Here is a 26,276-nt window from a genome sequence, read left to right as displayed (position 1 = left end):
GACCCATTGTCGGGTCCGGGGGCGGCTTTTTTGGTCAGGCCGTCAGCCGGCCACCACCAGGCGGATCTTGCCGCCCTCGTCGGGGGACTTGTCGTAGTAGACGGTAAGGGTGCTGGAGAAGGCGCGGGCGGCGTTAAGGGCGTCAAAATTGTCGTCCTCATTGGTGGAGGTGAACCAGGAGTCGGTGGCGTCATTGTAGCACTGGACATCCCGGGAGATGGGGAAGACGGCGTCGGTAGTGGTCAGGGTTTCGCTGTCCATATCAAAGGCGGAGCTCTTGACCTCGGCCGAGTGCAGCAGTACATAGGCGCCCAGCTTGGGGGTAGCGCCGTCCGTGGCGGTGTCCAGCGAGGCGACGATGCCGATGGCCGCGTTGTTCTTCAGCTTCTCGGTGGTGACCAGGGCGGTGCTGCCGTTCGGGTGCGCGCTGTTTTTCACGCAGACGGTGTCGGGCTGCTTGGAGTAGGACCAGTCCCCCGGGTCGCCGCTCTCGGCGCCGGCGGTGAACTTCAGGAAGCCGTACTCGTACTGGTCGCCGGTCACGTCGTCCAGCAGCACAATGTCCGCTTTGCCGGCGTAATCCTTATGGACATAGACGATCTTGGAGGCGGCGACCTTGTTCACGGTGAGCTGCTCCAGGTCGATCTCGCCGGGAGTGCCGTTGCCCACCCGTTCGTAGAGAGCCACGTTTTCGGCCAGCGGTACGCTGCCGATCTTTTTGGTCGCCACGTCGAAGACGCCCGCGGCGTCGGAGCCGGAGACCTTGCTCAGACTGATGCGCCCCTTGGCCCCGGCGGAGACGGTGACCACCTGGCCGATCATCTCTTTGGCCCGGCTGTCGCTGTAGGAGACCTGGCCGGACAGCACCACCTTTTCCCCGGCGGCGTTGCGGATGTCGGCCAGCGGCTTGACATAGGCCTTGCCGCCCTCTACCTTCTGGACCACGCCCACGGTGGTGGAGCTGGCGGCGCTGGCGGTGACCGCGCCGGCCACCTGGCCGTCGTAGGAGAGCAGGATGGTCATCTGGTCGCCGATGTCGAAAGCGCGCAGGTCCTCATAGGCCATGGACAGCACGGGGAACTCCTGACCCAGCAGGGTAATGGTGGCCGGGGTGTCCGGGCTGGGAGAGGCGTTTTCATACACGCCGGTGAGCCGCAGGTCGGACACGTACAGGATGTTGGTGTTTTTGTCAAAGGTGGTCACATCGTACTGCCGCAGGTCGGCGGCGGTGGCGGGCACGCCGTTTTTGTAGATCTGATAGCTGGGGGTGCCGGTGCCGCTGGGCTTGGTTTTGAGTACCTGGGTGGCATCCTCGGAGGCCGCGGCGTCCCGCAGGAAGACGTACTCCAACTCGCCGGCCGCGGAGTACTGCAGCAGGGCCTGGGTACCGGCCTTCAGATTGAGGTAGACGTCCTTGTAGCTCTTTTGCTCGCCGTCCTGCCAGACTGTGGTGGCCGGCTTGACCTTGACGGTCTCGCCGCCGGGGATGGTAAAGGAGTCGTACTTGGCGGACAGAATGCCCACCACCCGCTGGGTGCCCTTGTCGGACACCTGGAGGGCCAGCAGATGGCCGTCCTGATCCAGCACCAGCTTGGCCTGCCGCCCCTCCATGTCGTCGGAGAAGGGGACCCGGTCGGTCTGGTACACCTTGCCGTCGCCGGTCTCCACTGCGCCGGTGGAGCCGTCGGGGGCGGTGGCGTTCACATCCAGGATGAGCACCTCGTCGGTAATCGAGCCCTTCAGGGTGGTGAGGTACACGTCGTCGCTGCCCTTGGACTTGGTGAAGAGGAGGTTTTCAAAGAGAATGGCGGCCTGACCCCGGGTGATGGAGCCGGTGGGGTTCAGCGTAAGGCCGTCGGTGAGCCCGATGGAGCGGGCGGTGCTGAAATACCCGTCGTACCACACGGCGCCCACGCCCACGTTGGCATCGTGGTAGCCCAGGATGCGCATGAGGATGGTAACCGCCTCGGCGCCGGTGATGGCCCGGTCAGGGTGGAAGCGGCCGGTGGCGTCGCCCCGGATGATGCCTGGGGTGGAGACGGCGCTCTCACCGCTGCCGGAGGAGCTGCCCTGGGTGGCTACGGCCACATAGCCACGGGCCCAGTGAGTGGAGGGCACGTCGGCAAAGACGGTGCGGTTCATCTGGGCGGCGACCTTGTCGCCGTTGCCCATGATCTCCACCGCCATCTTGCAGAACTCGGCCCGGGTCAGGGTGCGGCCCGGCTCAAAGTTGCCGGAGCCGGTGCCGCTGACGATGCCCAGCAGCCGGAGGATCTCCGCCGCCTCGGCGGTGGCCTCGTCGGTGATGTCGGGGAAGGCGGAGGGCTGCCGGGCCGCGGAGGAGGGCAGGATCAGCAGTCCCGCCGTCAGCGCGCACGCCAGCACCAGGGCCAGAAAACGTTTGATTCTCATGTCTAATCTCTCCTTAATCTCGCTTGGAGTGGACGCTCCGACGCTATTCGGCCCGCAGGGCTTCCACCGGCTGCAGGGCGGAGGCCTTGATGGCGGGATACATGCCGAAGAGGATACCCAGGGCCACGGAAATGAAGAACGCCCCAACCGTAATGCCTGCGCTGGGGATGAGGATGGTCTCAAAGGACAGCTTGCCCACGATCATGGTCCCCAGATACCCCACGATGATGCCGAATACGCCGCCGATGCCGCAGATCATGGCCGCCTCGATGAGAAATTGGGTAATGATGCTCCTCCGCTCGGCGCCGATGGCCTTGCGGATGCCGATCTCCCGGGTGCGCTCGGTGACGGTGACCAGCATGATGTTCATGATGCCGATGCCGCCCACCAGCAGGGAGATGGCGGCGATGCCGCCCAGAAAGCGCTGCTGCATGGCGTTGGCCTCCGTGGACTCCTTGGCCCAGGTATCCACCGGGTAAACGCCGTAGCTGCCGTAGTTGGTGTTGATGAGGCCGGAGAGGAAGCCGTTGAGGCTGGTGGTGACCTTCTTGACGGAGTCGGAGTCCTTGGCTTTTACCACATATTCCTCGATGGGCTGGTTGTTGTTGAAGTAGCGGGTCATGGTGGAGGGGAGCAGGATCATCCGGTCCATACGGTTGATGGAATCCTGCATCCACGCGGCGTCCTCGCCGCCTCCAAGCTCCTTGCCGGCGGCCTTGCTCTGGTAGACGCCCACCACCCGGAAGGGTCTCCCATTGATGGTGATGGTCTTATCCACCGGATTGGCAAAGGAGAAGAGGTACTCCGCCGTGGCCGAGCCTAGCACGCAGACCTGATTGAGGTTCTCGATGTCCAGATAGCTCAGGTCCCGGCCCTTAGAGATGGTATAGCCGCTGCACAGCCCGAACTTGTCGTTGCCCAAATAGATTTGGGGATAGTCATCGCTGTTGTTGTAACTGGTCACCGAAGCGCCTCCGCCGGCATAGCTGCGGCTGGATTCCCGGCTGAGGGTCTTGGACTCATACTTAATGGTGGGGCGGTCCCAGACCGAACCGTTGGGGGAGATGCCCAGCACACCATCCAGATTCAGGCAGTAGTCGTACAGCTCCTGCCCCACGTCCACCGCGCCCGAGTTGCCCCAGGTGGAGGCATAGACCGAGATCTGGTTGGTGCCCATACTCTCGTAGTAGGCGGCCATGGCCATGTTCTGGCCCTTGGCGTAGGACACCAGAATGATGACGGCGGCCAGGCCGATGATGATGCCCAGCATGGTCAGGGCGGAGCGGCCCTTGTTGGAGGAGATGGACTTGGCGGCCATCTTGACTGCTTGGCCCAGATTCATAATCCGACCTCCTCTCTGGTGCCGTCGGAGACGATGTGCCCGTCGGACAGGCGGACGATACGCTCTGCGGTGGCGGCAATGCCGTTGTCATGGGTGATTAAAATAACGGTGGAGCCCTCTTCATGGAGGGTGTGCAGGATCTCCAACACATGTCGGCCGGTCTTGGAGTCCAGAGCGCCGGTGGGCTCATCGGCCATGATGACGGGGGGGTGGGTGGCGATGGCCCGGGCGATGGCCACCCGCTGCTGCTGGCCGCCGGACATCTCGGCGGGCCGGTGATCGGCCCGGTCCTCCATGCCCACCCGCGCCAGGGCCTCCATAGCCCGGTCGTAGCGCTGATCCATTCCCAAGCCCTGATAGATCAGAGGCAGCTCCACATTTTCCCGGGCGTTGAGGGCGGGGATCAGATTGTAGCCCTGGAAGATGAAGCCGATCTGCTTGTTTCGGATGTGGGCGAGCTGCTTGTCGGTGAGTTCGGTGATGTCGGTGCCGTCCAGGTGGTAGTCGCCATAGGTGGGGATGTCCAGGCAGCCCAGAATGTTCATCAGGGTGGACTTGCCCGAGCCGGACTGGCCGATGATGGAGACGAACTCCCCCCGGTCAATTTGGAGGGATACCCCGTCCAGGGCCCGGACCTCGCTCTCCTTGCCCTCGTTGTAGATCTTGTAGATGTTCTTGATGTCAATGAGCATGGCCGTTCCCCTTAGCCCCAGGCCTGCTCGACATAGTAGTTGACAAAGACTTCCTCATCCCCGGTGAGGCCCTCTTTGATCTCCACGTTGTAGTTGTCGGACAGGCCGGTGGTGACGGGCACGGGGTAGAAACCTTCGGACTCGCTGGGATAGAGGGGCGTAGCGCCAGGCTCCGTGGGGGGAATATCGATGGCGACGGTATTTTCAGGCTTGCTGTCCGCCTTGATAAAGACCACGGAGGCGGTCTCGCCGTTCTCGTCGCTGACGTACTTCACGCTCTGCATGGGCACCACGATGCAGTCGTCGGACTGGCTGGCCACGAAGGAGTAGTCCAGCCACACGCCCTCCAGCAGGGAGCCGTCGTAGTTGTCCACGGTGAGGGTGACCGGGAAGCTGGTCATACCCTGTCCGGCCTCAGCGCTGCCGGTGTTGATGGAGGACACGGTGCCCGTGAACACGTTGCCGTTCCAGTCGGTCAGGTCCACCGTCATGCCAGGTTTGACGAAGGAGATGTTCCGGTCGTCCACGGTGATGTTGACCAGCATGGTGGTGGTGTTGGAGATGATGATAACGGTGTCGCCGCTCTTGACCTCGGCGCCCTCGGCGAGGGTGCAGGTGGTGACGGTGCCGTCGATGGGAGCCACGGCGTTAAAGTTGTTCAGGGCCTTCTGAGCCTCGGTCAGCTTCTCCATGGCGTCGTCGATCTCCTTCTGCTTGGCCCGGATGTCGGAGTCGATGGTGTCGGAGCCCATGCTCAGCAGCACCTGACCGGCGGACACGTTGGAGTAGCACAGCAGGTTGGCGGAGAGCAGGGGGCCGCCGGCCTCAGTGACAATCTTGCGGGTCTCGTAATACTTGGTGGCGCCGTTTTCGTAGGGGTAGATGGGGGTGCCGTTGGCGGCGGTGAGGGCGGCGGAGGCGGTCATGCCCTCGGTGAGGGTGCCGGGGTTGTCAAAGGCCACCACCACTTCAAAGTGGTCGGCCCCCTCGGGGGTTATGTAGTGGACCTTGTTGACCTGTTCCACCGAGCCGGTAAAGCTGTCCATAACGGCCGGGATGGAGACCGAGACGCTCTGGCCCACATAGATATCGTTTTCATAGGCATAGCTGAAGTAGAGGGACAGCTTGAGCTTCTTGTCGTTGACTAGGGTGGCCACGGAGGCGCCGGAGGAGACGGTGCTGCCCGTCTCGAACTCGCTGACCTCGATGAGCTTGCCCGCAAAGGGCGCCCGAACCGTCAGGTTATTCAGGGCCTTGTGGAGGTCGGCCATATCCTTTTGCAGGTTGGAGACCTTCTCCTGTGCGGCCGTCACCTCGTCCTCGGCGGCCTGACTGCGAATGGTGTAAAGGGGCTGCCCTTCCGTGACGGTGTCGCCCGCAGTGACAAAGACCTCCTGCACGGTGCCGCCCTGGGTCAGGGTGATGGCGGCGGTATCCTTGGCCTTGGCGTTGCCGCTGCCCTGGACCATGCTCTGGATGGAGGAGATCTGGGCGGGCTGGGTCTGGATCTGGCTGTTCACGGCTTCCTTTGCCGTAAGAAAGCGGTACAGGAAAAAGCCGCCCACCGCCAGGACCGCCAGGACGACCAGGGCGATGATGGTGTTCCGTACCTTTTTCCGCTGCTTTTTTTTCTGGTTGGACGTGCCGCTGGGACGGGCGGGGGGAGCCGCCGGAGCGGGGGCTTCCGTGACCGGCGCGTTCTGCTGTGTCATTTCTGCCATGTTTGGATTCCTCCTAAGTTTCCTGTGAACGTTACATGTCATCCATTGTATCACGCGGTTTGCGGGGCGCAACAACAAACAGATGACAATTTCTTAAGATAAGCTTAAGAAATTGTTTCAGGGAGTACCATATATCCTTTAGACGATGCAGACCGGCAAAAAGTTACAGGCCCCGGTAAAAAGTTTGCCGTCTGGGTGCGGACGGCAAAAAGGGCCGGGACGCAAAAGCGCGCCTCCGGCCTATACCTTATATAATAGACAACAGAAAAAAGAAAAAAGCGGGAATCGGGAACCTTTTTGCGGCGGCCGCGTCTAAACTATCATAGCCTCACGGCAGGGCAGCGGCGTATTTTTACGGTTGTGTTACAAAACCGGCAAAGGGGTTGACGGTGGACACAAGACGCGGTATAGTCTTGCCAGAGGTAAGGGGAACTATGCGTCTCCAAACTCAAAATTTTGAAGGAGGAATTCCAAAATGAGAAACCTCAAGCGGGTTCTCAGCCTGGCTCTGGCTTCCGTTATGCTGATCGGCATGATGGTCGTTGGCGCTTCCGCTGCGAACTACGACGACTTCTCCGATAAGGACAAGATCGTCAACAAAGAGGCCGTCTCCACCCTGGTTGAGCTGGGCGTTATCGCCGGCAAGGACGACGGTACTTATGATCCTACGGGCATCGTGACCCGTGGTGAGATGGCCAAGATGATCTGCGTCGTCCTGAATGGCGGCAAGGACCCCAGCCTGGGCAATGTCACCAAGTACAGCTACACCGACACGGTCGGTCACTGGGCTGCCCCCTACATCGAGTACTGCGCGATCCGTGGTATCGTCGCTGGTAAGGGCGACGGCACCTTTGGCCCCAACGAGACCGTCACCGGTTCTCAGGCCGCCAAGATGCTGCTGGTCGCCGCTGGCTATCAGTCCGCTATCGAGGGCTTCACCGGCGCCAACTGGGAAGTCAATACCAATGTTCGGGCCAACGCTGTGGGCCTGTACGACGGTCTGGACATCAACCCCTCCCAGGGCCTGACCCGTGACTCCGCCGCTCAGATGGTTTACAACATTCTGGATGTGGAGCAGGTCACCTACAAGTACACCATGGTCGCCAATGGCGACGGCACCTTCACTTCCGTTACTGAGATCGACAAGACCGCCGACAACAAGACTGTCCTTGAGGACAAGTTCGGCGCCGTGAAGGTCGAGGGCGTTGTGGTTGCCAACGAGGTTGCTGACCTGAACTCCAGCAAGAAGAACGACAACAAGGTGCTCGTCGGCTCCGCTCTGGATGCTGGCAAGACCAAGATTGTCATCACCAATGGCGGCAAGGACGAGGACCAGAACGAGTACACCGGCACCCAGACCTTTAAGGTCTCCACCGGGCTGGACCAACTGGGCCGTACCGTGCGCCTGTACGTCAAGACCGGCTCTTCCGCTGCTAATGCCAAGGTCTTTGGCTCCGTGATCGTGACCGATGACAACAAGGTGGTCACCGACGCTTCTGACGACTCCATCAATAGCGTGGCCGACGACAACAGCCTGGACATCGTGAGCGGTACCAAGGTTGCCACCAACTATGCCGACCTGACCGATCTTTCCAGCGATGCCGCCAAGGCCGACGGCACCCACGGCGTTCAGAAGATCCTCATCGACAACAACGACGATGGCGATGTGGACTACGTCCTGCTGACCACCTATGTGTTCGGTAAGGTCACCGGGAAATCTACCTCCAGCGACGGTTCTCTGACCGTGAACTACAGCGGTGCTGCCACCCTGAGCGTCGACGACAAGGACGACGTGGTGGGCTTTGACGATGTGGCCAAGAACGACTATGTGCTGGCTGCCTTTATCGGCGGCAAGCTGCATGTCCAGAAGGCTGAGAGCGTGACTGGCACTCTGGATGCCTACACCAACACCTCCCTGACCGTGGACGGCACCAAGTATACCGTCTCCGCCGTGGGCTGCTACAAGAGCACCTCCGACGACATCACTCCCGCCAAGGGCTATGCTTCCAAGAGCGAGCTGGACAAGGACGCTACCTTCTATCTGGATGTGAACGGCTACATCGTGGCTGTGGGCGAGCCTGAGGCCTCTGCTTATGACTACGCTTATGTCTGGGGTGCCGAGGCTGCCAGCAACATCGGCACTGACCGCGTGAAGGTCACCCTGTCTGACGGCACCAAGGCCACCTATGACCTGGATGATGACAGCGACATTGATATTCTCCCGGGTGACTCTGCGTATAATCCCGAGAAGAAAACGGTTGGCGAGGATGCAGCTCGGGGCTTGATTTTTGCCTACAAGGTCACCAACAATGAAATTAAGCTGACCAAGCCTGCCGGTGGTATGGCTGAAGGCGAGCAGGTTACCTTCGAGAAGGGCAAGACCACTGTGGACGGCCTGAAGACCGAAGCCAACCAGACCAAGTTCGCCAACAAGAACACGGTATTCTTCTATGTCACCCTGAAGGATGATGAGAAGATTGATGACGTAGACGTCTACACCGGCTACTCCGCCGCTCCCGATGTTGACAAGGAAGATAGTGCCATTGCCCTTGCGGCCTATAATAAGGCTGGTAAGATGGTGGCCGTGGCGATCACTTCCGAGGAATTTGACAGCACTGACCTGAGTGATCACGTGTTCATCTACAAGAAGGACAGAACCTTCACCGATTACACCGAGGTCCGCGGCTTCCTGGCTGGTACGGACCAGGCTAATACTGAGCTGAAGGTCTCCGATAACAGCAACGTTGATGCGGCTGATGCTGTGGATGGTGCGATTTACCTCTACACCAAAGACAGCGACGGCTACCTCAAGCTGAAGGACGCCGGTAAAGACCTGATCCACGTGAATGGCGTGGCTACCAATGTGTCCTCCAGCAGCGTGGTTGTGAACGGCAAGGAGTATGCCGTGACGTCCAAGACCGTGCTGATCGACAACACGGATGATCCCAATCCCCCCAGCGCCACTCTGGGCGCCGCCCCCGAGGATGACGACTACATCACCTACATGCTGGTTGATGACGACGAGATTCTCATGATGGTGGTCGATAACACCGCCGAGGAGACTCCCGCGACTCCCGATAACGTCACTGTGACGGTTAAGGATGACAAGATCACCCTGACCTATACCAAAGAGAAGCCTGGCGTGACCGATCAGGCCAATGCCGTTGTAGCTAAGCTGACCGACCTCGGTTACACCGATATCGATGTGACCGTTAAGGGTGGCGAGGTGACTGGCGTCTCTGCCAAGATGGGCGTTGTTAGCTACACCTTCACTTACGCGATAGAGAAGGCTGCTGAGTAAGCTATCGGCAATCCACTGACGTAAAAACCCAGATTTGGTTTTCACCCCCGGGCTTCGGCCCGGGGGCGTTTTTTTACTTAAAAACGCAAAAAATTGAAAAAAACCACAAAAAATCACGGATTTTTTTGAATAAAAAAATCCGTGATTTTTTGCATATAAATGCGTAAATGCGTAGTGTGGCCTGCCGTCATGCACCGTTTTCCTGGGGGGCAAAGTTGCTGAAGAAGGGTACGTCGGTAAAGGTCTTGTAGCGGGTGATGTAGTTTCGGGGGGTGACGCCGGTGTACTGGCGAAAGGTATGGATAAAATGGGAGTTGTTCAGAAATCCCACCCGGGAGCTGATGTCCGAGATGGCCTTTTCCTGACGCAGCAGGGTGCAGGCCATGCGAATCCGGCTGCTGTTGATGTACTCCACAATGGTGAAGCCGGTTTCCCTTTTGAACTGTCGGCATAGGTTGTACTTGCTGACGAAAAAGGTGTTGGCCAGCCGGTCCAGAGTCAGGCGCTCCGACAGGTGCTGGTTGATGTAGCGGATCAGCTCAGAGACCAGGGGAGAAATATTGGAGTGGGCGTTGTTGCCTCCGTGGCCGGCGGAGAGAAGGGGATAAAATTTTAAAAGAATGTCCAGAAAATGTAGATTTTGCCGCAAATCGCTGCCAAAAGAATCATCCGGCACGGTGAGGCAGCGTTCGAACAGGGCAATGGCTTCTCCAATGTCCTTCTCCGGCAGTTGGATGCACATGGCCTGGGTGCCGTAGAGCTGGGTCAGATCGGTGTGGGGAGTAGAGTATGCCTCCAAAAGCGCCAGGGGGTAGTGCAGTGTGTAGGTGTCCACCGTGACGTTGGAGGGATTGATTTTGCGGTGGATGGTGCCCTCTGGGATAAGAACCAGCACGCCCCGGCGGATGTCATAGATCTGATCGTCCAGAAAAAACGAGCAGCCGTCGTTCAGAGAAAACAGGATTTCGTTGATGTCGTGAAAGTGCAGCGTGCGCTGATAGCTGTTTTGCTCGGCGCGGTGCTGTGCAATATAAGTTTGCTGGATCAGGGTGACCGCCCCCTTAAAAGCCTTTATATTGCTCTAATATAGCGCATCTTTTGGCAAGTTGCAAGGGAAAATTGTGCTGGAGAACGGAGAAAAAAGAGAGAGAGTGGATTTTTATCTGTGGATAATGCCTAAAAAACGCGGTTGATTTGGTAGCACCTATTTGCGCGGGTTCAATTTGATAAAACAAGATAGCCAAAGCAAAGGGGAATAATAATTATGGAATCTTGCTGAAGTGATGGGGGAAATTGCCCGAAGAAACAAAAACTATTGAATCTCAAATTGAGAATTGGTACAACTAGTACAGCTCCGTAAGACCCCCAAAAACGACTTTCTCCGACTGGCGCGCGAAGGCGGGGAAAGGCAAACGGAAACTGAATATGGAGGACAAAAAATGAAAAAGTTAGCCGCACTGCTGATTTCACTTGCAATGATCCTGGCAATGGCCGTGACCGGATGCAGTTCCTCCGGCAGCGGACAAACCGCTTCTCCTCAGCCCAGCCAACCCGCCGGGTCCCAGACCCCCGCCGCCGGCGGCGATTACCCCAAGAGCAGCATCCAGGTCGTCGTTCCCTTCTCCGCCGGCGGCGGCACCGACCTGTTTGCCCGTATTGTAGTGGATAAGATGTCCCAAATCGTTGGCGTGCCCATCGAGGTGGTCAACGTGCCCGGCGGCTCGGCCACCATCGGCACCACCCAGGTGGCCAACGCCAACACCGACGGCTACACCATCGGTTTCAGCATCAGCACTCCGCTGTGTGTGACTCCCCTGCTGGGCGAGACCAGCTACACGCTGGAGGACATGCAGCCCATCTGCAACGCCTACACCGTGCTGCACGGCATCTATGTGGCCGCGGACTCCCCCATCCAGGACGTGGATGACCTGATCGCCTTCATCAACGAGAAGGGCGGCACCCTGAGCTACGCCGGTTCTGGCACGGGCAACATGCAGCACATGTGCCTGGAAGAGTGGGCCTCTCAGGCTGACCCCGAGGGCACATGGAATCTGACCAACGTCCCCTACGACGGCGACCCCGAAGAGATTGTGGCCCTGATGTCCGGCGAGCTGCCCTTCGCCACTCTGCAGGTCCATGGTGCCAAGTCCGCCGTGGAGGCGGGCAACGTCCGTTGCATCATGATCTTCGGCGACACCACCCCCCAGTGGATGACCGACGGCGGCTACTTTGGCCCCAACTCCGTGGAGCTGGGCTATGAGTGCCGGGTAAAGGGGCTGGTAGGCTTCTACGGCCCTGCCGGCATGAGCGCAGATGCGGTCAAGGTCCTGTCGGATGCGTTCCACCAGGCGGTACAGGACGAGGGCGTTTTGGAATCCATCGCCAACATCGGCCTGGAGCCCGACTACCGCGACACCGAAGCGTACACCGCCGGCCTGGAAGAGCTGGTGCCTGTGGCAGATGAACTGCTGCATCAGCTCGGTTTCATCGCCGGGTAATTCCCTCCCATCTGTGGTCCGGCTGGGGCGCGGTGACTGCCGCCGGTCCCAGCCGGCCGCACTTCCATCCTGAGGAGTCTGATTCAGACCCGGACATAGGAGAAAACTATGAACATCAAAGACTATCTGAAACGAAATGGAATGACGCTGATCCTCCTGGTGGGGATGATCATCCTTTACCTCTGCATCCCCAGCCAGATCGCGGAGAACATGGTGGCTAAGGCCACCATCAGCCCCCGGTTCTTCCCCACGTTTTCCGTTCTGGGCGTAATTGTCTGCTGCGCCCTTCTGCTGGTGTTTGACGCCAAGGAGCATATCTTCTCCCACAAGACCGCCGAGGCCGCCGCTACCCAGGAGAAGAAGGAAGAAGTCAGCTATGTCCGCGTGGTACTGGTGGCCCTGCTTCTGCTGGCCTGGTACATCCTGATGCCCCGCATCGGCTTTATCATCTCTACCATTGTCATCATGTGCATCATGAGCTACCTGCTGGGCTGCCGCAACAAGATCGTCCTGGTGGCCTTCCCGGTGATCTTTACCCTGGCCGTGTATTTTACCTTTGTTGAGCTGCTCCACGTGAGCCTGCCCGAGATTCTATTTTAAGGAGGTGGCTGAATATGCTTGGACTGCTTGGAAACGCACTGGTTAACATGTTGGACCTTTCCACTATCCTGGGTATGGTGGCCGGCCTGGCCGTCGGTCTCTCCTTCGGGGCCATGCCCGGTCTGAACGCCACCATCGGCATCACCCTGCTATTGCCTGTCACCTTCGGCATGAGCCCGGCGGCCGCCATGCTCATGCTGATCGGCGTCTACTGCGGCGCAACATTTGCCGGGTCCATCTCCGCAATTCTCATCAAGACCCCCGGTACGGCAGCCGCCTCGGCCACCGTTCTGGAGGGCTACCCCATGACCCTCAAGGGCAAGGCCAGCACGGCCCTCAGCATTGCCCTGCGCGGCTCAGTGGTGGGCGGACTGTTCAGCGGCGTCTGCCTGCTGTTCTTTGCCCCTCAGCTCGCCAACCTGGCCTTGAAATTCGGCGCGCCCGACTACTTCATGCTGACGGTATTCGGCCTGACCATCATTGCCAGCGTCAGCGGCAAAAGCATCCTTAAAGGTGTGACCATGGCCGCCCTGGGCCTGCTGGTCACCACCATCGGTATCGATCCCCAGCAGGGCGTTTACCGCCTGACCTTCGGCTCTAATATCCTGGTCCGCGGCGTGGACCTGGTGCCCGCGCTCATCGGCCTGTTCGCCATCAGCGAGCTGTTTAGCCAGGCCGAAAAGAAGATCCTGCGCCTGAGTCAGCCGCCCCAGGTCAAGATGGACAAGGCCCATGGATGGAAGGATATGCTCAAATTCAAGTGGCTCATGCTCAAGTCCTCCATCATCGGTGTCATCGTAGGCGCCTGCCCCGGCACCGGCGCCGCCATTGCCGCCTTCCTGTCCTACGGCGAGGCCAAACGCGGCTCCAAGCATCCGGAGGAGTTCGGCAACGGCTCGGAAGAGGGCCTGTGCGCTTCTGAAACTGCCAACAACGCCGTCACCGGCGCTACGCTCATCCCCATGCTCACCCTGGGCATCCCCGGCGACTCGGTTACAGCCGTGCTCATGGGCGCCCTGACCATCCAGGGTCTGACCCCCGGTACAGAGCTGTTTGTCAAGCACGCCGACATGACCTATGTGGTGCTGGTAGGCTTTATCATTATCCAAGTCCTCATGCTCTATATGGGCAGACTGGCTATCCGCGGCTTCTCCCAGATCACCAAAATCCCCTACTATATCCTGCTCCCCATGGTCATGGCCTTCTGCATGGTGGGCTCCTACTCCTGCAGCAATAACATGACCGACATCCTCATCGCCATCCTCTTCGGCCTCATCGGTTACATCATGCCCAAGTTCGGCTTCCCCACCACCCCCATGCTCATCGGTATCGTGCTGGGCTCCCTGGCGGAAAAGAACCTGGTGCGGACCATGGCCGTGTATGCGGGTGACGTGTCCGTCTTCTTCACCCGGCCCATCTCTCTGCTGTTCCTCGCTCTGAGCGTGGTCTCCGTGGCCTTTGCTCTGCTCCAGAAGCATAGAGACAAGAAGAAGGCCTGAGACAGTTCAACCACGAAAGGCAGAGATCAATGTGAATCAAAAAGAAATCGAGACCTTCGGCCACCGGCTGGCGGAGTGCAGCCGGACCAAACAGCAGATTGACCAGCCCAGCGTGACCTTTCCCGACATCACCTATGACGAGGCATATGCCATCCAGGAGGTCATGGTGCAGGATCTGGTTCGGAGCGGCTGGACGATTTCGGGTAAAAAGGTGGGCCTGACCAGCGAGGCCATGCGGAAGGCCGCAAACATCTACGAGCCGGACTACGGTTACGCCTTTCATCAGCGCTGCTTCGACAATGGTGTGACCCTAGCCATGGACGACTTCCTGGCGCCCCGCATCGAATGCGAGCTGGCCTTCCGGCTCAAAAACGATCTGGACGGGGAACATATCAGCCGGGAGCAGGTCCTGGATGCCACGGAGTACGTGGCGGCCTGCATGGAGGTGGTGGACTTCCGCATCTTCCGGGACAAGGTCCAGCGCCTGGTGCAGGACAGTATCGCGGACAACGCCGCCTTCGGCGCCTATATTCTGGGCGATGTGCCCCTCAAGCCCGGTCAGGTGGACCTGACCCTGGTGCCCTACATCTTTGAGATCAACCACCGGCAGCAGGAGGTCTCCTGCGGTGCGGCGGTGTATAACGACCCGGCCAAGTCCGTGGCGTGGCTGGCAGAGCGCTTCACCCAGCTCGGGAACCCCCTGAAGGCCGGGGAGATCATCCTCTCCGGGTCGGCGGTCTCCTCGGTGGCGGTCCAGGCGGGGGATTACCTGCGCTGTACCTTCGGCCCCTTTGGGGAAGTAAGCTGCAGCTTTGTGTAGCAGACAGAGAAAGTGACGTGAAAACATGGCCTTATCCAAAAAAATTATCGCCCAACTGGTGGAGCTCTCCCTGGACGGCGAATATCACCACCACTCCATCGACCAGTTTTGCAAGACCTACCCGGAGCTGACCGAGGCTGAAGCCTATGAGGGCCAGGCCTTGCGGGTCCAGAGGATGGAGGAGATGGGGCACCGGGTGGTAGGCTACAAGCTGGGCGGGACCAGCCTGGCCAAGCAGAAGCAGATGGCCAGCACCATCTATGAAAAGGGCGGCCTGACGGTCAAGCCCACCGGGATCACCTACGGCCGCCTGATGGACTACATGCTTCTGGCGCCCGACGAGGACCTGTCCCTGAGCCAGCTCCTTCACCCCAAGGTGGAGCCAGAGATGGCCTTTATCATGGGCCAGGACCTGTCCGGCCCCTATGTCACGGCCCCGGACGTTATGAACGCCGCGGAGTGGGTGGCACCGGCCTTTGAGATCATCGACAGCCGGTTCCACAACTTCAAGATCGGCAGCCGCTATGACGCTGTGGTGGACAACACCTCCTCCGCCCGCTTCAAGCTGGGGGAGGGGCGCAAGTGTCCCAGGGAGCTGAACCTGGCCAACGTGGGGATGTGCCTGCAGGTAAATGGGAAGAACACCGGCTTTGGCGCGGGGGCCTCGGTGATGGGGCACCCGGCCCGGGCGGTGGCTGAGTTGGTCCGGGGCCTGTGGAAAGAGGGCGGCAAGGGCCTTAAAAAGGGAGACATCATCCTCTCTGGCGCCATCACTCCCTCCACCCCGGTCCAGGTGGGCGACGCCCTGCGCGCCGACTTCGGCGGTCTGGGATATGTCGAGATTCAAATTAAGGAATAGAAAAGAGGAGCATCCATTATGGCGTTTATCGTGCATTGTTATGACCTGCTGATCAAAAACGGTACCGTGGTGGACCCGGTGCTGGGCCTGAATAAGAAGATGGACGTGGGCATCTACGCCTCCCGTATTGCCGACGTGTTCGAGCCGGGCAGCCTTCCCGGCAAGATCTGCGGCCATAAGGTCATCGACGCCTCCGGCATGTATGTGGTCCCAGGCCTGGTGGACGGTCACGTCCATGTACTGCCTGGCCTGCGCTTCACCTACCCCATTGACGAGCTGTGGAAGCGAGGCATCACCGCCTGCATTGATATGGGCAGCCAGACCTCCGCTTCCTTCCACCGGGAGCGCCATCTCATCGACGAGGCACCCTGCATGGTCAACGCCTGCTTGGGCCTGTCCAACATGGCGGAGACCCAGGGCGAGATCCCCCGTTACGCCCTGCTGGACCAGGAGGTCAATCTGGAGAAGATTCAGGAGCTCTTCGAGGTCCACGGAGACGTACTGGTGGGCATCAAGGTGTTCATTGGTCACGCCGACTCCCCCGGCGCCGAGCTTACCCACGCCGTGATGAAAAAGGCTCGCCAGGTCTGCGACGCGGTGGGCTGCCGCATGTTCGTCCATGTGGCCAACCCCGACGTGCCCCTGCCGGAGCTGATCGACTACTTCCATCCCGGTGACAACTTCACCCATACCTATAATAAAGGAAACATCCTGGATCAGGACGGACACGTCTACAAGGAGGCGTGGGAGGCCAAAAGGCGTGGTGTCATCTTCGATTCGGCCCGCGGCTCCCGCAACTGGAGCTCCGAGGTGGCCAAGGCTGCCTTTGCCGAGGGCTTTTTCCCCGACGTGATCACCGATGACCTGACCGCCCTGAGCAATGATCCCCAGACCAGCCGCCTCACCGTCCATATGGGCGAGTGCATGGCCCTCGGTATGAGCTTTGAGGATGTGCTTCTGCGTACCACCAGCGTCCCCGCCTCCTTTATGAAGGGCGTTGAAGTGGGCGTAAAGCGGGGCCTGCCCGCCAACCTGACCATCCTGGACCTGCAGCAGGGGCCCCACGATTTTACCGACGCCTTTGGCGAGCACTACGAGGGACAGACCAACATCATCCCCAAGGCCACCATCATCAAAGGTAAGATCATGTACAACACCATCGTGACCGACTATTAATGGCCTGCGCGGCCCTTAGGAGAGATTGATCATGCCCTTTATTACGCTGTACCTGCCCCGCGGCTGTGACGACGGGGCGCTGGAAACTTCTATGCGGGAGATCACGGCGGCCGGTGCCGAGCTGCTGGAGAACACTCTGGAGCGGATGATCCGGGTGACCGTACTGGAGGCCGACCCTGAGCGGGTCTACCAGGGCGGGGCTCAGGCGGAAAAGCTGGCCCCCACCGTCCTGTTCCGGGTGGGCCCCGGCCGGAGCGCCGGCGCCAAGGATGCCTTCATGGATCAGATTGCCTCCATCCTCAGCCGGAACCTGGGCTGCGCCAAGGAGGACGTACGGGCCTATGTCCTGGACAACGAGGAGGGCCACCACTTCTGCATTGGCGGCAAGCACAAAGACTTTTCAAAGAAGGTGAAATAAATGCCCATCATGTGTACGGTTCAACTGCCTGCCGGCAAGGCCCCCGAGCAGATTGAGGCCACGCTGAAGGATATCTCCGAGGTACTCATGCGCAATTTTGAGGCCCAGCCTACCCAGGTGCGGGTGACCATTGATGAACTCCCCCGCCTGCGCTACATGGCAGGCGGCGTACTCGCCCGGGACATGCCGGATTTCAACGGTGAGGCGGAATGAGACAGAACGACTTGCGGGAGCGCATGGAGCGGGGCGAGACGGTATACGGCATGTTTCTCAACTCAGGCAGCTCCGTTCTGACGGAGGTCATCGGCCTGGCCGGATTTGACTTTGTCCTTATCGACAGCGAGCACGGCCCCACCGGCGTACTGGACAACCGGGAACTGGTCCAGGCGGCGGAGTACCGCGGGACGGTCCCCATCGTCCGGGTCCCCAACAGCAGCAGCGATACCATCCTCAAGATGCTGGACATCGGAGCCCACGGCATCCTGGTGCCCCGGGTCAACACCGCCGAGGAGGCCAGCCGGGTGGCCAGAGCCGCCCGCTACTATCCCCAGGGCAGCCGGGGTGTGGCCAGCACCCGGGCCTCTGATTACGGCTTTACTCCGCTGACGGATTACTTCGCCCTGGCCAACCGGCGCAACCTGGTGGCCGTCCAGTGCGAGGACGTGGCCTGCCTGCCCAACCTGGACGCCATCGCCGCCACGGAGGGCATCGACCTGCTCTTTGTGGGGCCCTATGACCTGTCCTCCTCCATGGGAGCGCCGGGCCAGGTGGGTTATGAGTCCATCCGGGACACGGTGGATGCCGTGCTGGATGCGGCCCGGCGACACGGAAAGCTGGCCGGCATCTTCACGAAAGACCCCGGTGAGGCGGCGTTCTATGCCGAGCTGGGGATGCACCTGGTAATCGTGGGGACGGACATCCAGAGCTTTGCCGGGGTCTGCCGCAACCTGGTGGCCACGCTGAAGCCGGACCGGAAGCCCGCCCCGCTGACCGGCTATTGAGCTACGGAGGACACAATGAAGCAAGACCTACAGATTTTATTCACACCAGCCCAAATCGGGGCGTGCATGCTGAAGAACCGCTTTGTCATGGCCCCCATGGGCCCGGCGGGTCTGGCGGATGCCCAGGGGGCCTTTACCCAGACCGGCATCGACTTCTATGTGGAGCGGGCCAAGGGGGGCGTGGGCCTCATCATCGCGGGCATGTGCTACTCGGAAAATACCGTGGAGCGCCATGGACCGGGCACCATGCCCTGCCCCACCCTGAATCCGGTGCTCTTCAAACGCACCGCCAAACAGCTCACTGAGCGGGTGCACGCCTATGACGCCAAGATCTTTCTGCAGATCTCGGCGGGCTTTGGCCGGGTGACCAACCGCATCCCGCCCGGAGACCTGCCCATTGGCCCCTCGCCCATCCCCTATCGCTGGGACCCTGCCATCACCTGCAGGGCTATTTCCACCGAGGAGGTGCAGGAGATTGTCCGGGCTATGGGCCGGGCTGCGGCCATCGCTAAGGAGTGCGGCTTCGACGGCGTGGAGATCCACGCCATGCACGAGGGATACCTGCTGGACCAGTTTGCCATGGAGTGCTGTAACTGGCGCACCGACCAGTACGGCGGCAGCCTGGAAAATCGCATCCGTATGGCCGTGGAGATCGTGCAGGAAATCAAAGCTGCCTGCGGCTCCCAGTTTCCGGTGGTCATGCGCTACAGCACCAAGAGCTTTATGAAGGACTTTGGACGTGGGGCCCTGCCCGGCGAGGATTTTCGGGAGATGGGCCGGGATTTGGCCGAGGGGCTTCAGATTGCCGGGCTGTTGGAGCAGGCGGGCTACGACGCTCTAGACGCCGATGTGGGGTGCTATGATTCCTGGTATTGGAATCATCCCCCCATGTACTTTGAAAAGGGCATGTATCTGACCTACAATGAGGAGCTCAAACGGCATGTCTCCATTCCCGTGCTGACCGCCGGGCGGATGGACGATCCGGAGCAGGCCGCCGCCGCGGTAGCGGAGGGCAGGACCGACCTGGTGTCCATGGCCCGGCCCCTGCTGGCCGACCCCGCACTCATCCGGAAGCTGTACCGCGGCCGGAGGGAGGATGTGCGCCCCTGTATCTCCTGCCAAGAGGGGTGCATGGGCCGGCTCAAAAAGTATCTGCACATCAGCTGCGCGGTCAATCCAGCGGCGGCCCGGGAGCGGGAAATGGCTCTGACGCCCGCCGTCACCCCCAAGCGGGTGGCGGTACTGGGCGGCGGCGTTGCAGGGTGCGAGGCGGCCCGGGTCCTGGCCCTGCGGGGACATAGGCCGGAGATCTTTGAGCGCACCCAGCGGCTGGGGGGAAATCTGCACCCGGCCAGCGCTCCGGACTTCAAGGAGGACGAGCGCAAGCTCATCGCCTGGTATGAAAAACAGATATCTGACCGGAAGGTACCGGTCCACTTCGGGACCGACCTCACCGCCGAGACGCTGCCACAAGGCTTCGACGCCTATCTGGTGGCCACCGGTTCCCGGCCGGTGACCTTCTCTCTGGGGGACGGGGTGCCGGTCTTCACTGCCGCCCAAATCCTGCAGAACGAGGTGACTTCCCAGGGGCCCTATGTAGTGGTGGGCGGCGGCCTGGTGGGCTGCGAGACCGCCCTGATGCTGGCCCTGCGGGGCGAGCAGGTCTCCATCGTGGAGGGGCTGCCCGCCATCCTGGGGCAGAACGGGCCGCTGTGCTACGCCAACACCCAGATGCTCCAGGACCTGATTGCCTTCCACCACATTTCGGTCCACACGGGTAGCCTGGCCGACCACGTAGACGGACAGGGCCTGGTAGTCGCCAGCGGCGGAGAAAAGCACCATATCCCGGCGGGCGCCGTCGTCCTTAGCGTGGGCTACCGCTCGGAGTCCGTCCTGTATGGTGCGCTCCAGGCCGCGGGCGAGGAGGCTTACCTGCTGGGCGACGCCCGGCGGGTGTCCAACATTATGTATGCGATTTGGGACGCCTATGAGGTGGCCCGCAGTCTTTAAGCGATGGAAAGGAAGCACAGAGCATGGATACCAAGGAATACATTCAGGGCCTGATCGACCGGGCCCGGACAGCCCAGCAGGAATTTGAGACCTACTCCCAGAAGCAGGTGGACAAGGCCGTACGGGCCATTGGAAAGATCATCTATGACAACGGCGAGATGCTGGCCAGAATGGCCGTGGACGAGACCCGTATGGGCAAATACGAGGACAAGATCGTCAAGAACAAGGCCAAGGCCAAGATCGTCTGGTATAAGCTCAAGGGTGTGAAGTCCCGGGGTATCATCCGCTATCTGGACGACATCGGCATCGTGGAGGTGGCCAAGCCCATCGGCGTCATCGGCTGTGTAGCCCCCACCACCAACCCCACCATGACCCCCAATCACAACGCCATGATCGCCCTAAAGGGCGGTAACGCCATCATCGTTTGCCCCCATCCCCGTGCCAAGGAGACCGGCATCAAGACGGTGGAGCTCATGCGGCAGGCGCTGCGGGAAATTGGCTATCCCGAGGACCTGATTCAGGTGGTGCCCGAACCCACCATGGAGGCCTCCGGCCTCATCATGCAGCTTTGCGACGCCTGCGTCTCCACCGGCGGCCCCGGCATGGTCAAGGCGGCCTACTCCAGCGGCAAGCCCGCCTTCGGCGTAGGCGCCGGCAACGTGCAGTCCCTGGTGGATACCGATGTGGACCTGGAGCAGGCAGCAGAAAAGATTGCCAGGAGCCGCACCTATGATAACGGCGTGCTGTGTACGTGTGAGCAGTGTGTCCATATCCCCTCCGCCAAGTTTGACGCGATGGTGGCCCTGCTTCAGGCGCAGGGCGGCGCCTACATTGGCAGCGATGCGGACGTGGCGGCCCTGCGCAAGGCTATGTTCCCCAACGGAAGCATCAACAAGGACGTGGTGGGTTCCACGCCCCAGGCCATTGCGGCTCTGGCCGGACTCACCGTGCCGGAGGAGGCCCGCTTCCTGCTGGTGCGGGTGACCAAGGGCGGCCGGGACGAAGACCTGACCAAGGAGAAGCTCTGCCCGGTGCTGGCCATCTGCCCCTATGACTCCTGGGAGGGAGCGGTGGATCTGGCGGTCCGGAACCTGAAGAATGAGGGCGCCGGCCACAGCACCATCCTTCACTCCAACAACAAGGCCCATGTGGAGTACGCCGCGGTGCGCCTGCCTGTATCCCGCATCGGCGTCAATCTGGTGGGCTCCAGCGGCTTGGGCGGAGGCTTTGACTGCGGCCTGAACCCCACCGCCACCCTGGGCTGCGGCACTTGGGGAAACAACAGCATCAGCGAGAACCTGTGGTGGCATCACCTGGTGAACATCAGCCGCATCGCCTATCAGATGCCCAACAACCCGGTCCCCACCGACGAGGAGATCTGGGCGGAATAATCGAACCAAAGATGAGCCGCCCCCAGGTGCGGGGCGGCTCGTACTATTGAGAGGAGGAATCCACTTGAACGCTCCATCCAAAGTTATGACCGCCGAGCAGGCCGTCTCCCGCTTTGTACAGGACGGGGACTGTCTGGCTTTGGGCGGTTTTGTGACCAATCGGCGGCCCTATGCCCTGGTACGGGAGATCATCCGTCAGCGCAAGCGGAAGCTCTATCTGGAGGGGGGGCCCTCCGGCGGCGATATGGATATGCTCATCGGCGCGGGCTGCGTGGAGATTATGATGGTGTCCTATATCGCCAACTCCGGTTATACCATGGTGTGCCGCCGTTTTCGGGATGCCGTTGAAAATGGCCGCATCCTGTTTGATGACTACTCCCTGGACGTGCAGACCATCGCCTACCACGGCGCGGCCCTGGGCCTGAGTTACGTCCCGGTAAAAAACATGCTGGGCTCCGATCTGGCCGACGTGTGGGGCATCTCGGCTGAGGAGCGAAAGAAGCACCCCAAACTGCCCAACCAGAAGTTCGTCATCCGGGAGGACCCCTTCCACCCTGGCAGCCAGGTTTGCTGTGTGCCCACTCCGCAGATCGACGTGGCCTGCATCCACGTACAGGAGGCCAGCCCTGACGGCACCTGCTGCATCGAGGGGGCCCAGTTCCAGGACCTGGACATTGCCATGGCGGCCCGGCACACCATTGTCTCCTGCGAACGGCTGGTATCCGACGAGGAAATGCACCGCCACCCCGAGCGCAATACCCTGACCGGACTGTGCGTGGACGCGGTGGTGCCTGCGGCCTACGGCGCCCATCCCTCCCAGTGCTTTGGCTGCTACGACTATGACAGCACGTTCTACCTGTGCTATGATAAGGTCAGCCGTACCCAGGAGGACTTTGACGCCTTCATCCGGGAATACGTGGACGAGTGCCCCACCCACGGGGATTATCTGAACAAGATCGGGGCGGAACATCTGACAAGCCTGTGCGTCCAGCCGGGGTATGGTTACCGGCCCGGCCTGAAGCGCCGCTGAGGGAGGGGAGAAGCATGGAATATACCGCAAAGCAGATGATGGCCGTGGCCCTGTCACGGCAGATCGAAGACGGAAAGACCTACATCATCGGCACGGGCCTGCCCCTCATCGGCGGCACCCTGGCCAAGAACACCCACGCGCCCAATGCCCATCTGATCTTTGAGACCGCCCTGTTCGAGGGCAACCCCCAGGAGGTGCCCACCAGCGTCTCCGACCTGCGCATTAACTACCAGGCCTCGGTGCTCTGGCCCCAGTACCGCTATTTCGGCTTCCAGGCCCTGGCGGCCCGCACCGGCGCCATCGACGCTGGGTTCCTGGGTGGGGCCCAGATTGACCCCTACGGAAATCTGAACTCTACCTGCATCGGGGATTATTTCCATCCCAAGACCCGCTTTTCCGGTTCCGGAGGGGCCAACGGCATTGCCACCTACTGCGATACCGTCATCATCATGAAGCATGAACCCCGGCGGTTTGTAGAGCACATCGACTACATCACCAGCCCCGGCTGGATTGACGGACCGGACGGCCGGGCCCGGCGGGGGCTCAACGACAAGGGCCCGCGGGCCGTCATCACAGAGCTGGGTGTGATGCGCTTCGGCGCGGACAAGCGCATGTATCTGGCGGAATGCTTCCCGGGCGTGAGCCTGGACACCATCCGGGAGCGGACGGGCTTCGACATGGATCTGTCCCGGGCGGTGGAGGCGGAGCCGCCGGAGGAGGCTGTCCTGGAGGTCCTGCTGCAAAAGGTGGACCCCATGCGCATCATGGTTTAAAAGGAGGAGACACAATGGCAGCACTGAACTATCTGGGCGTGGTCCTGGTCCTGCTGGTCATCATCGGGGTGGGCGTCGCGTCCGGACGTCGGGTGAAGTCGGCTGCCGACTTTGCCACGGGCGGCGGCCGATCGGGCCCCTGGCTCATCTGCGGTACCATCATGGGGGCGCTGGTCTCCAGCCAGGCCAGCATCGGCACGGCCCAACTGGCTTTCAGCTACGGTATCTCTGCGTGGTGGTTCACCTTGGGCTCCGGCATCGGGTGCCTCATCCTGGCCCTGGGATATGTCCGCCCGCTGCGTCGGAGCGGCTGCACCACCCTGATGGGGGTTATCGACCGGGAGTATGGACACAAGGTGGAGTACGCCGGCTCTGTTCTGAGCTCCATCGGCATCTTCATCTCCGTCCTGGCCCAGGTAGTGGCCTGCACAGGCCTGATTACCGTGATCTTCCCGGTGTCCACCACAGTGGCAGCGGTGCTGTCGGTGCTGCTGATGACCGTCTATGTGGTGTTCGGCGGCGCTTGGGGAGCTGGTATGGGTGGAATCGTCAAGCTGGTGCTGCTCTATGTCTCCTGTATCGCCGGTCTGGCGGCAGTGCTGCTGCTCACCGGGGGGCTGGGCGGACTGGGGGAAAGCCTCCGGACAGCTCTGGTGGGCACAACGCCGGGGGCCATGGCCGGGATCGAGAGCGCGGCAGACCTGTCCGCCCGGTACGGTAGCCTGATCGCCCGGGGCGCGGCCAAGGACATCGGCTCCGGTATCTCTCTGTTGCTGGGTGTCCTCTCCACCCAGACTTACGCCCAGGCGGTCTGGTCGGGGGGCAGCGATCGGGACGCCCGGCGGGGCGCACTGCTGGCGGCGGGACTCATTCCCCCCATCGGCATTGCCGGAATCGCTGTGGGGCTGTTCATGCGTGGCCACTACATCACCCAGGCGGAGGCGGACGCCCTGCTGGCCGCCGGCCAGGCCCTGCCAGAGGGGGTGGGGGTACTGGCCTCCACCATCCAGGTGTTCCCCACCTTTGTTGTCCACCATCTGCCAGTGCTCTTTGCCGGCGTGGTGTTGGGTACACTGCTGATCGCCGTGGTAGGCGGTGGGGCCGGGCTCTCTCTGGGCGTGGCCACCATCCTGGTCAATGACATCTATAAGAAGGTTTCCAGTCGCTTTGACTCTGCGGCGGCGGCCCTGGTGGCCACCCGCGGGACCATTCTGGCCGTGCTGGCGGCCTCGGCCGTCATCGCCTGCGTGGTGCCTTCGGCCACCATCAACGACTTCGGCTTCTTGTCCATGGGGCTCCGGGGGGCGGTGGTCTTTATCCCGCTGACTTGCGCCCTCTTCCTCCCGGGTCGGATGGACCGGCGGTTTGCCCTGTTGTGCACGCTGGGTGGCCCGCTGGGAGTCCTGCTGGGAAAGTTTTTGGGAAGCCCCGTGGACCCGCTCTTCATCGGCATGGGTATCGCCCTGCTGATCGCTTGCCTGGGCTGCGCGGCAGGCGGCGCCCGGCCCGCGCCGGAGCGGCACAAGCGGGCTTGAATCTGGATTACTGCACAGCAGCAGACAGGCGGAGGGGATACTCAGGTATCCCCTCCGCCTGTCTGCTGCTGAAGCAGCCGCTGATAGAGCAGGTCGATGGCAAAGGCCCCCAGAGGGGCGGTGATAAGAATAGACAGCACGGCCACGGTGAGTACTAGGTTGCCGCAGGCCAGGCCCATGCTCAGGGGGATGGAGCCGATCGCCGCCTGCACCGTCGCCTTGGGGCAGTAGGCCACCATACAGAACAGCCGTTCCCGGCGGTCCAGCGCGGTCCCCAGCAGGCAGACCCAAACGCCCAGCATCCGGAACAGCAGCACCAGGAAAAGAAGCAGTACGGCGGCCGGGCCAAAGTCCAGCGCGCAGCGGATATTCACGGTGGCGCCTACCAGCACGAAGAGCAGCGGCTCCGCCGCCACCCACAGCTTGGCGTATCTGGCAGACAGCCGAGCCGCGGTCTCCCCCTGCCGCATTTGCAGGGCAACCCCGGCAGCCATGACGGCAAGAAGGCTGGAAAAGCCAACCCGACCGGACAGACGGTCCTCCAGGGCTGCCAGCAGAAAAGAGAGGCTTAGAAGCAGCACGACCTTGACGGTGTCCCGGATGGGCACCCGATGGTAGAGAACGGCCAGAAGGCTGCCGCAGAGGAGCCCCGCCGCAATGCCCAACAGAATCGAGACGGGGATGCGGGCCAGATCCGAAAAGGCCAGACTCTCACCAGCCGCCAGACCGGTGAGAGAGGTAAACAGGATGATGACGAACACATCGTCCACCGAAGCCCCCGCCATGATCATCTGGGGGATGCGACGTGCACCGCCCCAGCCGTCCTCTATGAGCCGGAGCATTTTGGGGACGATCACCGCGGGGGAGACGGCGGCCACCACACTGCCCAGAAGAGCCGCCTCCAGAGGACGGACGCCGAGCAGCTTGGGAGCCAGCAGCACCATCCCCACCAGCTCGAAGCAGGCGGGAAGAAAGCACATCAGTAAGGCCGGCCGGCCGACCCGCCTCAGATCCTCCAGGCGGAGGTTCAAGCCCGCACGGGTCAGGATGATGAGCAGGGCGATCCGGCGCAGGTCGGAGGAAAGGAGGAGAATGCGCTCATCCAGGCGACCCAGGACATGCGGACCGAGCAAAATGCCGGCGAGCAGCATGCCCAGCAGGGGGGCAGCCGGAGCTGGGAGGACAGCCTCCCCAGCGC

General features: G+C 61.3%; 21 protein-coding genes. 15 read left to right on the top strand and 6 right to left on the bottom strand.

The features are described 5' to 3' along the window. Nucleotides 1–42: 42 nt before the first annotated feature. From BN2154_RS13690 to BN2154_RS13675, 4 genes are read right to left on the bottom strand one after another with little or no spacing between them, the layout of a single operon-like run. Nucleotides 43–2,412 carry an S-layer homology domain-containing protein gene (locus BN2154_RS13690; RefSeq protein WP_050619310.1) on the bottom strand — a complete coding sequence of 790 codons (2,370 nt, stop codon included), beginning with the start codon at nucleotides 2,410–2,412 and terminating at the stop codon, nucleotides 43–45. Nucleotides 2,413–2,455: 43 nt separating this feature from the next. Then, nucleotides 2,456–3,754 (bottom strand): ABC transporter permease, encoded by a 1,299-nt coding sequence (locus BN2154_RS13685; RefSeq protein WP_050619309.1) that lies wholly within the window; start codon nucleotides 3,752–3,754, stop codon nucleotides 2,456–2,458. Continuing rightward, nucleotides 3,751–4,446, bottom strand: a complete 696-nt coding sequence (locus BN2154_RS13680) for an ABC transporter ATP-binding protein (RefSeq protein WP_050619308.1) — start codon at nucleotides 4,444–4,446, stop codon at nucleotides 3,751–3,753. The genes BN2154_RS13685 and BN2154_RS13680 overlap by 4 nt, the downstream gene beginning before the upstream one ends. Nucleotides 4,447–4,457: 11 nt before the next feature. Beyond that, on the bottom strand, nucleotides 4,458–6,167 hold the full coding sequence (locus tag BN2154_RS13675; protein ID WP_050619307.1) for an efflux RND transporter periplasmic adaptor subunit: 1,710 nt from the start codon (nucleotides 6,165–6,167) through the stop codon (nucleotides 4,458–4,460). Nucleotides 6,168–6,642: 475 nt separating this feature from the next. Here BN2154_RS13675 and BN2154_RS13670 point away from each other — a divergent pair, with 475 nt between their 5' ends. Continuing rightward, nucleotides 6,643–9,468, top strand: a complete 2,826-nt coding sequence (locus BN2154_RS13670) for an S-layer homology domain-containing protein (protein ID WP_050619306.1) — start codon at nucleotides 6,643–6,645, stop codon at nucleotides 9,466–9,468. A gap of 187 nt (nucleotides 9,469–9,655) precedes the next feature. Here BN2154_RS13670 and BN2154_RS13665 read toward each other — a convergent pair whose 3' ends face one another. Beyond that, nucleotides 9,656–10,498 carry an AraC family transcriptional regulator gene (locus BN2154_RS13665; RefSeq protein ID WP_256303123.1) on the bottom strand — a complete coding sequence of 281 codons (843 nt, stop codon included), beginning with the start codon at nucleotides 10,496–10,498 and terminating at the stop codon, nucleotides 9,656–9,658. 409 nt (nucleotides 10,499–10,907) lie between these two features. Here BN2154_RS13665 and BN2154_RS13660 point away from each other — a divergent pair, with 409 nt between their 5' ends. The 14 genes from BN2154_RS13660 (at nucleotide 10,908) to BN2154_RS13595 (ending at nucleotide 25,078) form a co-directional block, all read left to right on the top strand. Beyond that, the gene (locus BN2154_RS13660) at nucleotides 10,908–11,966 is read left to right on the top strand and encodes a Bug family tripartite tricarboxylate transporter substrate binding protein (protein WP_050619304.1); all 1,059 of its coding nucleotides are present in this window, start codon (nucleotides 10,908–10,910) and stop codon (nucleotides 11,964–11,966) included. Between the two features lie 108 nt (nucleotides 11,967–12,074). Then, nucleotides 12,075–12,566, top strand: coding sequence for a tripartite tricarboxylate transporter TctB family protein (locus tag BN2154_RS13655; RefSeq protein ID WP_050619303.1), 492 nt, complete (start codon nucleotides 12,075–12,077; stop codon nucleotides 12,564–12,566). 14 nt (nucleotides 12,567–12,580) lie between these two features. Next, nucleotides 12,581–14,065: a tripartite tricarboxylate transporter permease gene (locus tag BN2154_RS13650; protein ID WP_050619302.1), complete on the top strand. Its 1,485-nt coding sequence runs from the start codon at nucleotides 12,581–12,583 to the stop codon at nucleotides 14,063–14,065. A 31-nt stretch (nucleotides 14,066–14,096) separates the two neighbouring features. After that, a complete protein-coding gene (locus tag BN2154_RS13645) occupies nucleotides 14,097–14,885 on the top strand; it encodes a 2-keto-4-pentenoate hydratase (protein WP_050619301.1) in 789 nt (262 codons plus the stop codon). 25 nt (nucleotides 14,886–14,910) lie between these two features. Further along, nucleotides 14,911–15,744: a 2-keto-4-pentenoate hydratase gene (locus BN2154_RS13640; protein ID WP_050619300.1), complete on the top strand. Its 834-nt coding sequence runs from the start codon at nucleotides 14,911–14,913 to the stop codon at nucleotides 15,742–15,744. An 18-nt stretch (nucleotides 15,745–15,762) separates the two neighbouring features. Further along, a complete protein-coding gene (locus tag BN2154_RS13635) occupies nucleotides 15,763–16,920 on the top strand; it encodes an amidohydrolase family protein (protein ID WP_050619299.1) in 1,158 nt (385 codons plus the stop codon). Between the two features lie 31 nt (nucleotides 16,921–16,951). After that, a complete protein-coding gene (locus BN2154_RS13630; RefSeq protein ID WP_050619298.1) occupies nucleotides 16,952–17,338 on the top strand; it encodes a tautomerase family protein in 387 nt (128 codons plus the stop codon). After that, nucleotides 17,339–17,551, top strand: a complete 213-nt coding sequence (locus tag BN2154_RS13625) for a tautomerase family protein (RefSeq protein WP_050619297.1) — start codon at nucleotides 17,339–17,341, stop codon at nucleotides 17,549–17,551. After that, complete coding sequence (locus BN2154_RS13620; RefSeq protein WP_094762514.1) at nucleotides 17,548–18,339, top strand: HpcH/HpaI aldolase family protein; 792 nt, start codon at nucleotides 17,548–17,550, stop codon at nucleotides 18,337–18,339. The genes BN2154_RS13625 and BN2154_RS13620 overlap by 4 nt, the downstream gene beginning before the upstream one ends. A gap of 15 nt (nucleotides 18,340–18,354) precedes the next feature. Continuing rightward, on the top strand, nucleotides 18,355–20,349 hold the full coding sequence (locus BN2154_RS13615; protein ID WP_050619295.1) for an oxidoreductase: 1,995 nt from the start codon (nucleotides 18,355–18,357) through the stop codon (nucleotides 20,347–20,349). 23 nt (nucleotides 20,350–20,372) lie between these two features. Beyond that, nucleotides 20,373–21,740 (top strand): aldehyde dehydrogenase family protein, encoded by a 1,368-nt coding sequence (locus tag BN2154_RS13610; RefSeq protein ID WP_050619294.1) that lies wholly within the window; start codon nucleotides 20,373–20,375, stop codon nucleotides 21,738–21,740. A gap of 64 nt (nucleotides 21,741–21,804) precedes the next feature. Next, the gene (locus BN2154_RS13605) at nucleotides 21,805–22,770 is read left to right on the top strand and encodes a CoA transferase subunit A (protein WP_242853765.1); all 966 of its coding nucleotides are present in this window, start codon (nucleotides 21,805–21,807) and stop codon (nucleotides 22,768–22,770) included. A gap of 14 nt (nucleotides 22,771–22,784) precedes the next feature. Then, nucleotides 22,785–23,543, top strand: a complete 759-nt coding sequence (locus BN2154_RS13600) for a CoA-transferase subunit beta (RefSeq protein ID WP_050619292.1) — start codon at nucleotides 22,785–22,787, stop codon at nucleotides 23,541–23,543. A gap of 14 nt (nucleotides 23,544–23,557) precedes the next feature. Beyond that, on the top strand, nucleotides 23,558–25,078 hold the full coding sequence (locus tag BN2154_RS13595; protein ID WP_050619291.1) for a sodium:solute symporter family protein: 1,521 nt from the start codon (nucleotides 23,558–23,560) through the stop codon (nucleotides 25,076–25,078). Nucleotides 25,079–25,119: 41 nt separating this feature from the next. Here BN2154_RS13595 and BN2154_RS13590 read toward each other — a convergent pair whose 3' ends face one another. Further along, entirely contained in the window at nucleotides 25,120–26,229 is a 1,110-nt protein-coding gene (locus tag BN2154_RS13590; protein ID WP_368013997.1) for a cation:proton antiporter domain-containing protein, read from the bottom strand. Between the last annotated feature and the right edge of the window lie 47 nt (nucleotides 26,230–26,276).

Source organism: Intestinimonas massiliensis (ex Afouda et al. 2020) (assembly GCF_001244995.1).
Lineage (GTDB): Bacteria > Bacillota > Clostridia > Oscillospirales > Oscillospiraceae > Intestinimonas > Intestinimonas massiliensis.
The sequence above is the reverse complement of the archived record's forward strand: the minus strand, read 5'-3'. Positions and strand labels throughout refer to the sequence as shown.

Excerpts from the sequence above, each read along its gene's own strand:
- BN2154_RS13635 (WP_050619299.1), top strand. The coding sequence starts at position 15,763 with ATGGCGTTTATCGTGCATTGTTATGACCTGCTGATCAAAAACGGTACC.
- BN2154_RS13630 (WP_050619298.1), top strand. The coding sequence starts at position 16,952 with ATGCCCTTTATTACGCTGTACCTGCCCCGCGGCTGTGACGACGGGGCG.
- BN2154_RS13670 (WP_050619306.1), top strand. The coding sequence starts at position 6,643 with ATGAGAAACCTCAAGCGGGTTCTCAGCCTGGCTCTGGCTTCCGTTATG.
- BN2154_RS13625 (WP_050619297.1), top strand. The coding sequence starts at position 17,339 with ATGCCCATCATGTGTACGGTTCAACTGCCTGCCGGCAAGGCCCCCGAG.
- BN2154_RS13655 (WP_050619303.1), top strand. The coding sequence starts at position 12,075 with ATGAACATCAAAGACTATCTGAAACGAAATGGAATGACGCTGATCCTC.
- BN2154_RS13590 (WP_368013997.1), bottom strand. The coding sequence starts at position 26,229 with ATGCTGCTCGCCGGCATTTTGCTCGGTCCGCATGTCCTGGGTCGCCTG.
- BN2154_RS13675 (WP_050619307.1), bottom strand. The coding sequence starts at position 6,167 with ATGGCAGAAATGACACAGCAGAACGCGCCGGTCACGGAAGCCCCCGCT.
- BN2154_RS13660 (WP_050619304.1), top strand. The coding sequence starts at position 10,908 with ATGAAAAAGTTAGCCGCACTGCTGATTTCACTTGCAATGATCCTGGCA.
- BN2154_RS13680 (WP_050619308.1), bottom strand. The coding sequence starts at position 4,446 with ATGCTCATTGACATCAAGAACATCTACAAGATCTACAACGAGGGCAAG.
- BN2154_RS13600 (WP_050619292.1), top strand. The coding sequence starts at position 22,785 with ATGGAATATACCGCAAAGCAGATGATGGCCGTGGCCCTGTCACGGCAG.
- BN2154_RS13685 (WP_050619309.1), bottom strand. The coding sequence starts at position 3,754 with ATGAATCTGGGCCAAGCAGTCAAGATGGCCGCCAAGTCCATCTCCTCC.
- BN2154_RS13595 (WP_050619291.1), top strand. The coding sequence starts at position 23,558 with ATGGCAGCACTGAACTATCTGGGCGTGGTCCTGGTCCTGCTGGTCATC.
- BN2154_RS13690 (WP_050619310.1), bottom strand. The coding sequence starts at position 2,412 with ATGAGAATCAAACGTTTTCTGGCCCTGGTGCTGGCGTGCGCGCTGACG.
- BN2154_RS13620 (WP_094762514.1), top strand. The coding sequence starts at position 17,548 with ATGAGACAGAACGACTTGCGGGAGCGCATGGAGCGGGGCGAGACGGTA.
- BN2154_RS13610 (WP_050619294.1), top strand. The coding sequence starts at position 20,373 with ATGGATACCAAGGAATACATTCAGGGCCTGATCGACCGGGCCCGGACA.
- BN2154_RS13640 (WP_050619300.1), top strand. The coding sequence starts at position 14,911 with ATGGCCTTATCCAAAAAAATTATCGCCCAACTGGTGGAGCTCTCCCTG.
- BN2154_RS13650 (WP_050619302.1), top strand. The coding sequence starts at position 12,581 with ATGCTTGGACTGCTTGGAAACGCACTGGTTAACATGTTGGACCTTTCC.
- BN2154_RS13615 (WP_050619295.1), top strand. The coding sequence starts at position 18,355 with ATGAAGCAAGACCTACAGATTTTATTCACACCAGCCCAAATCGGGGCG.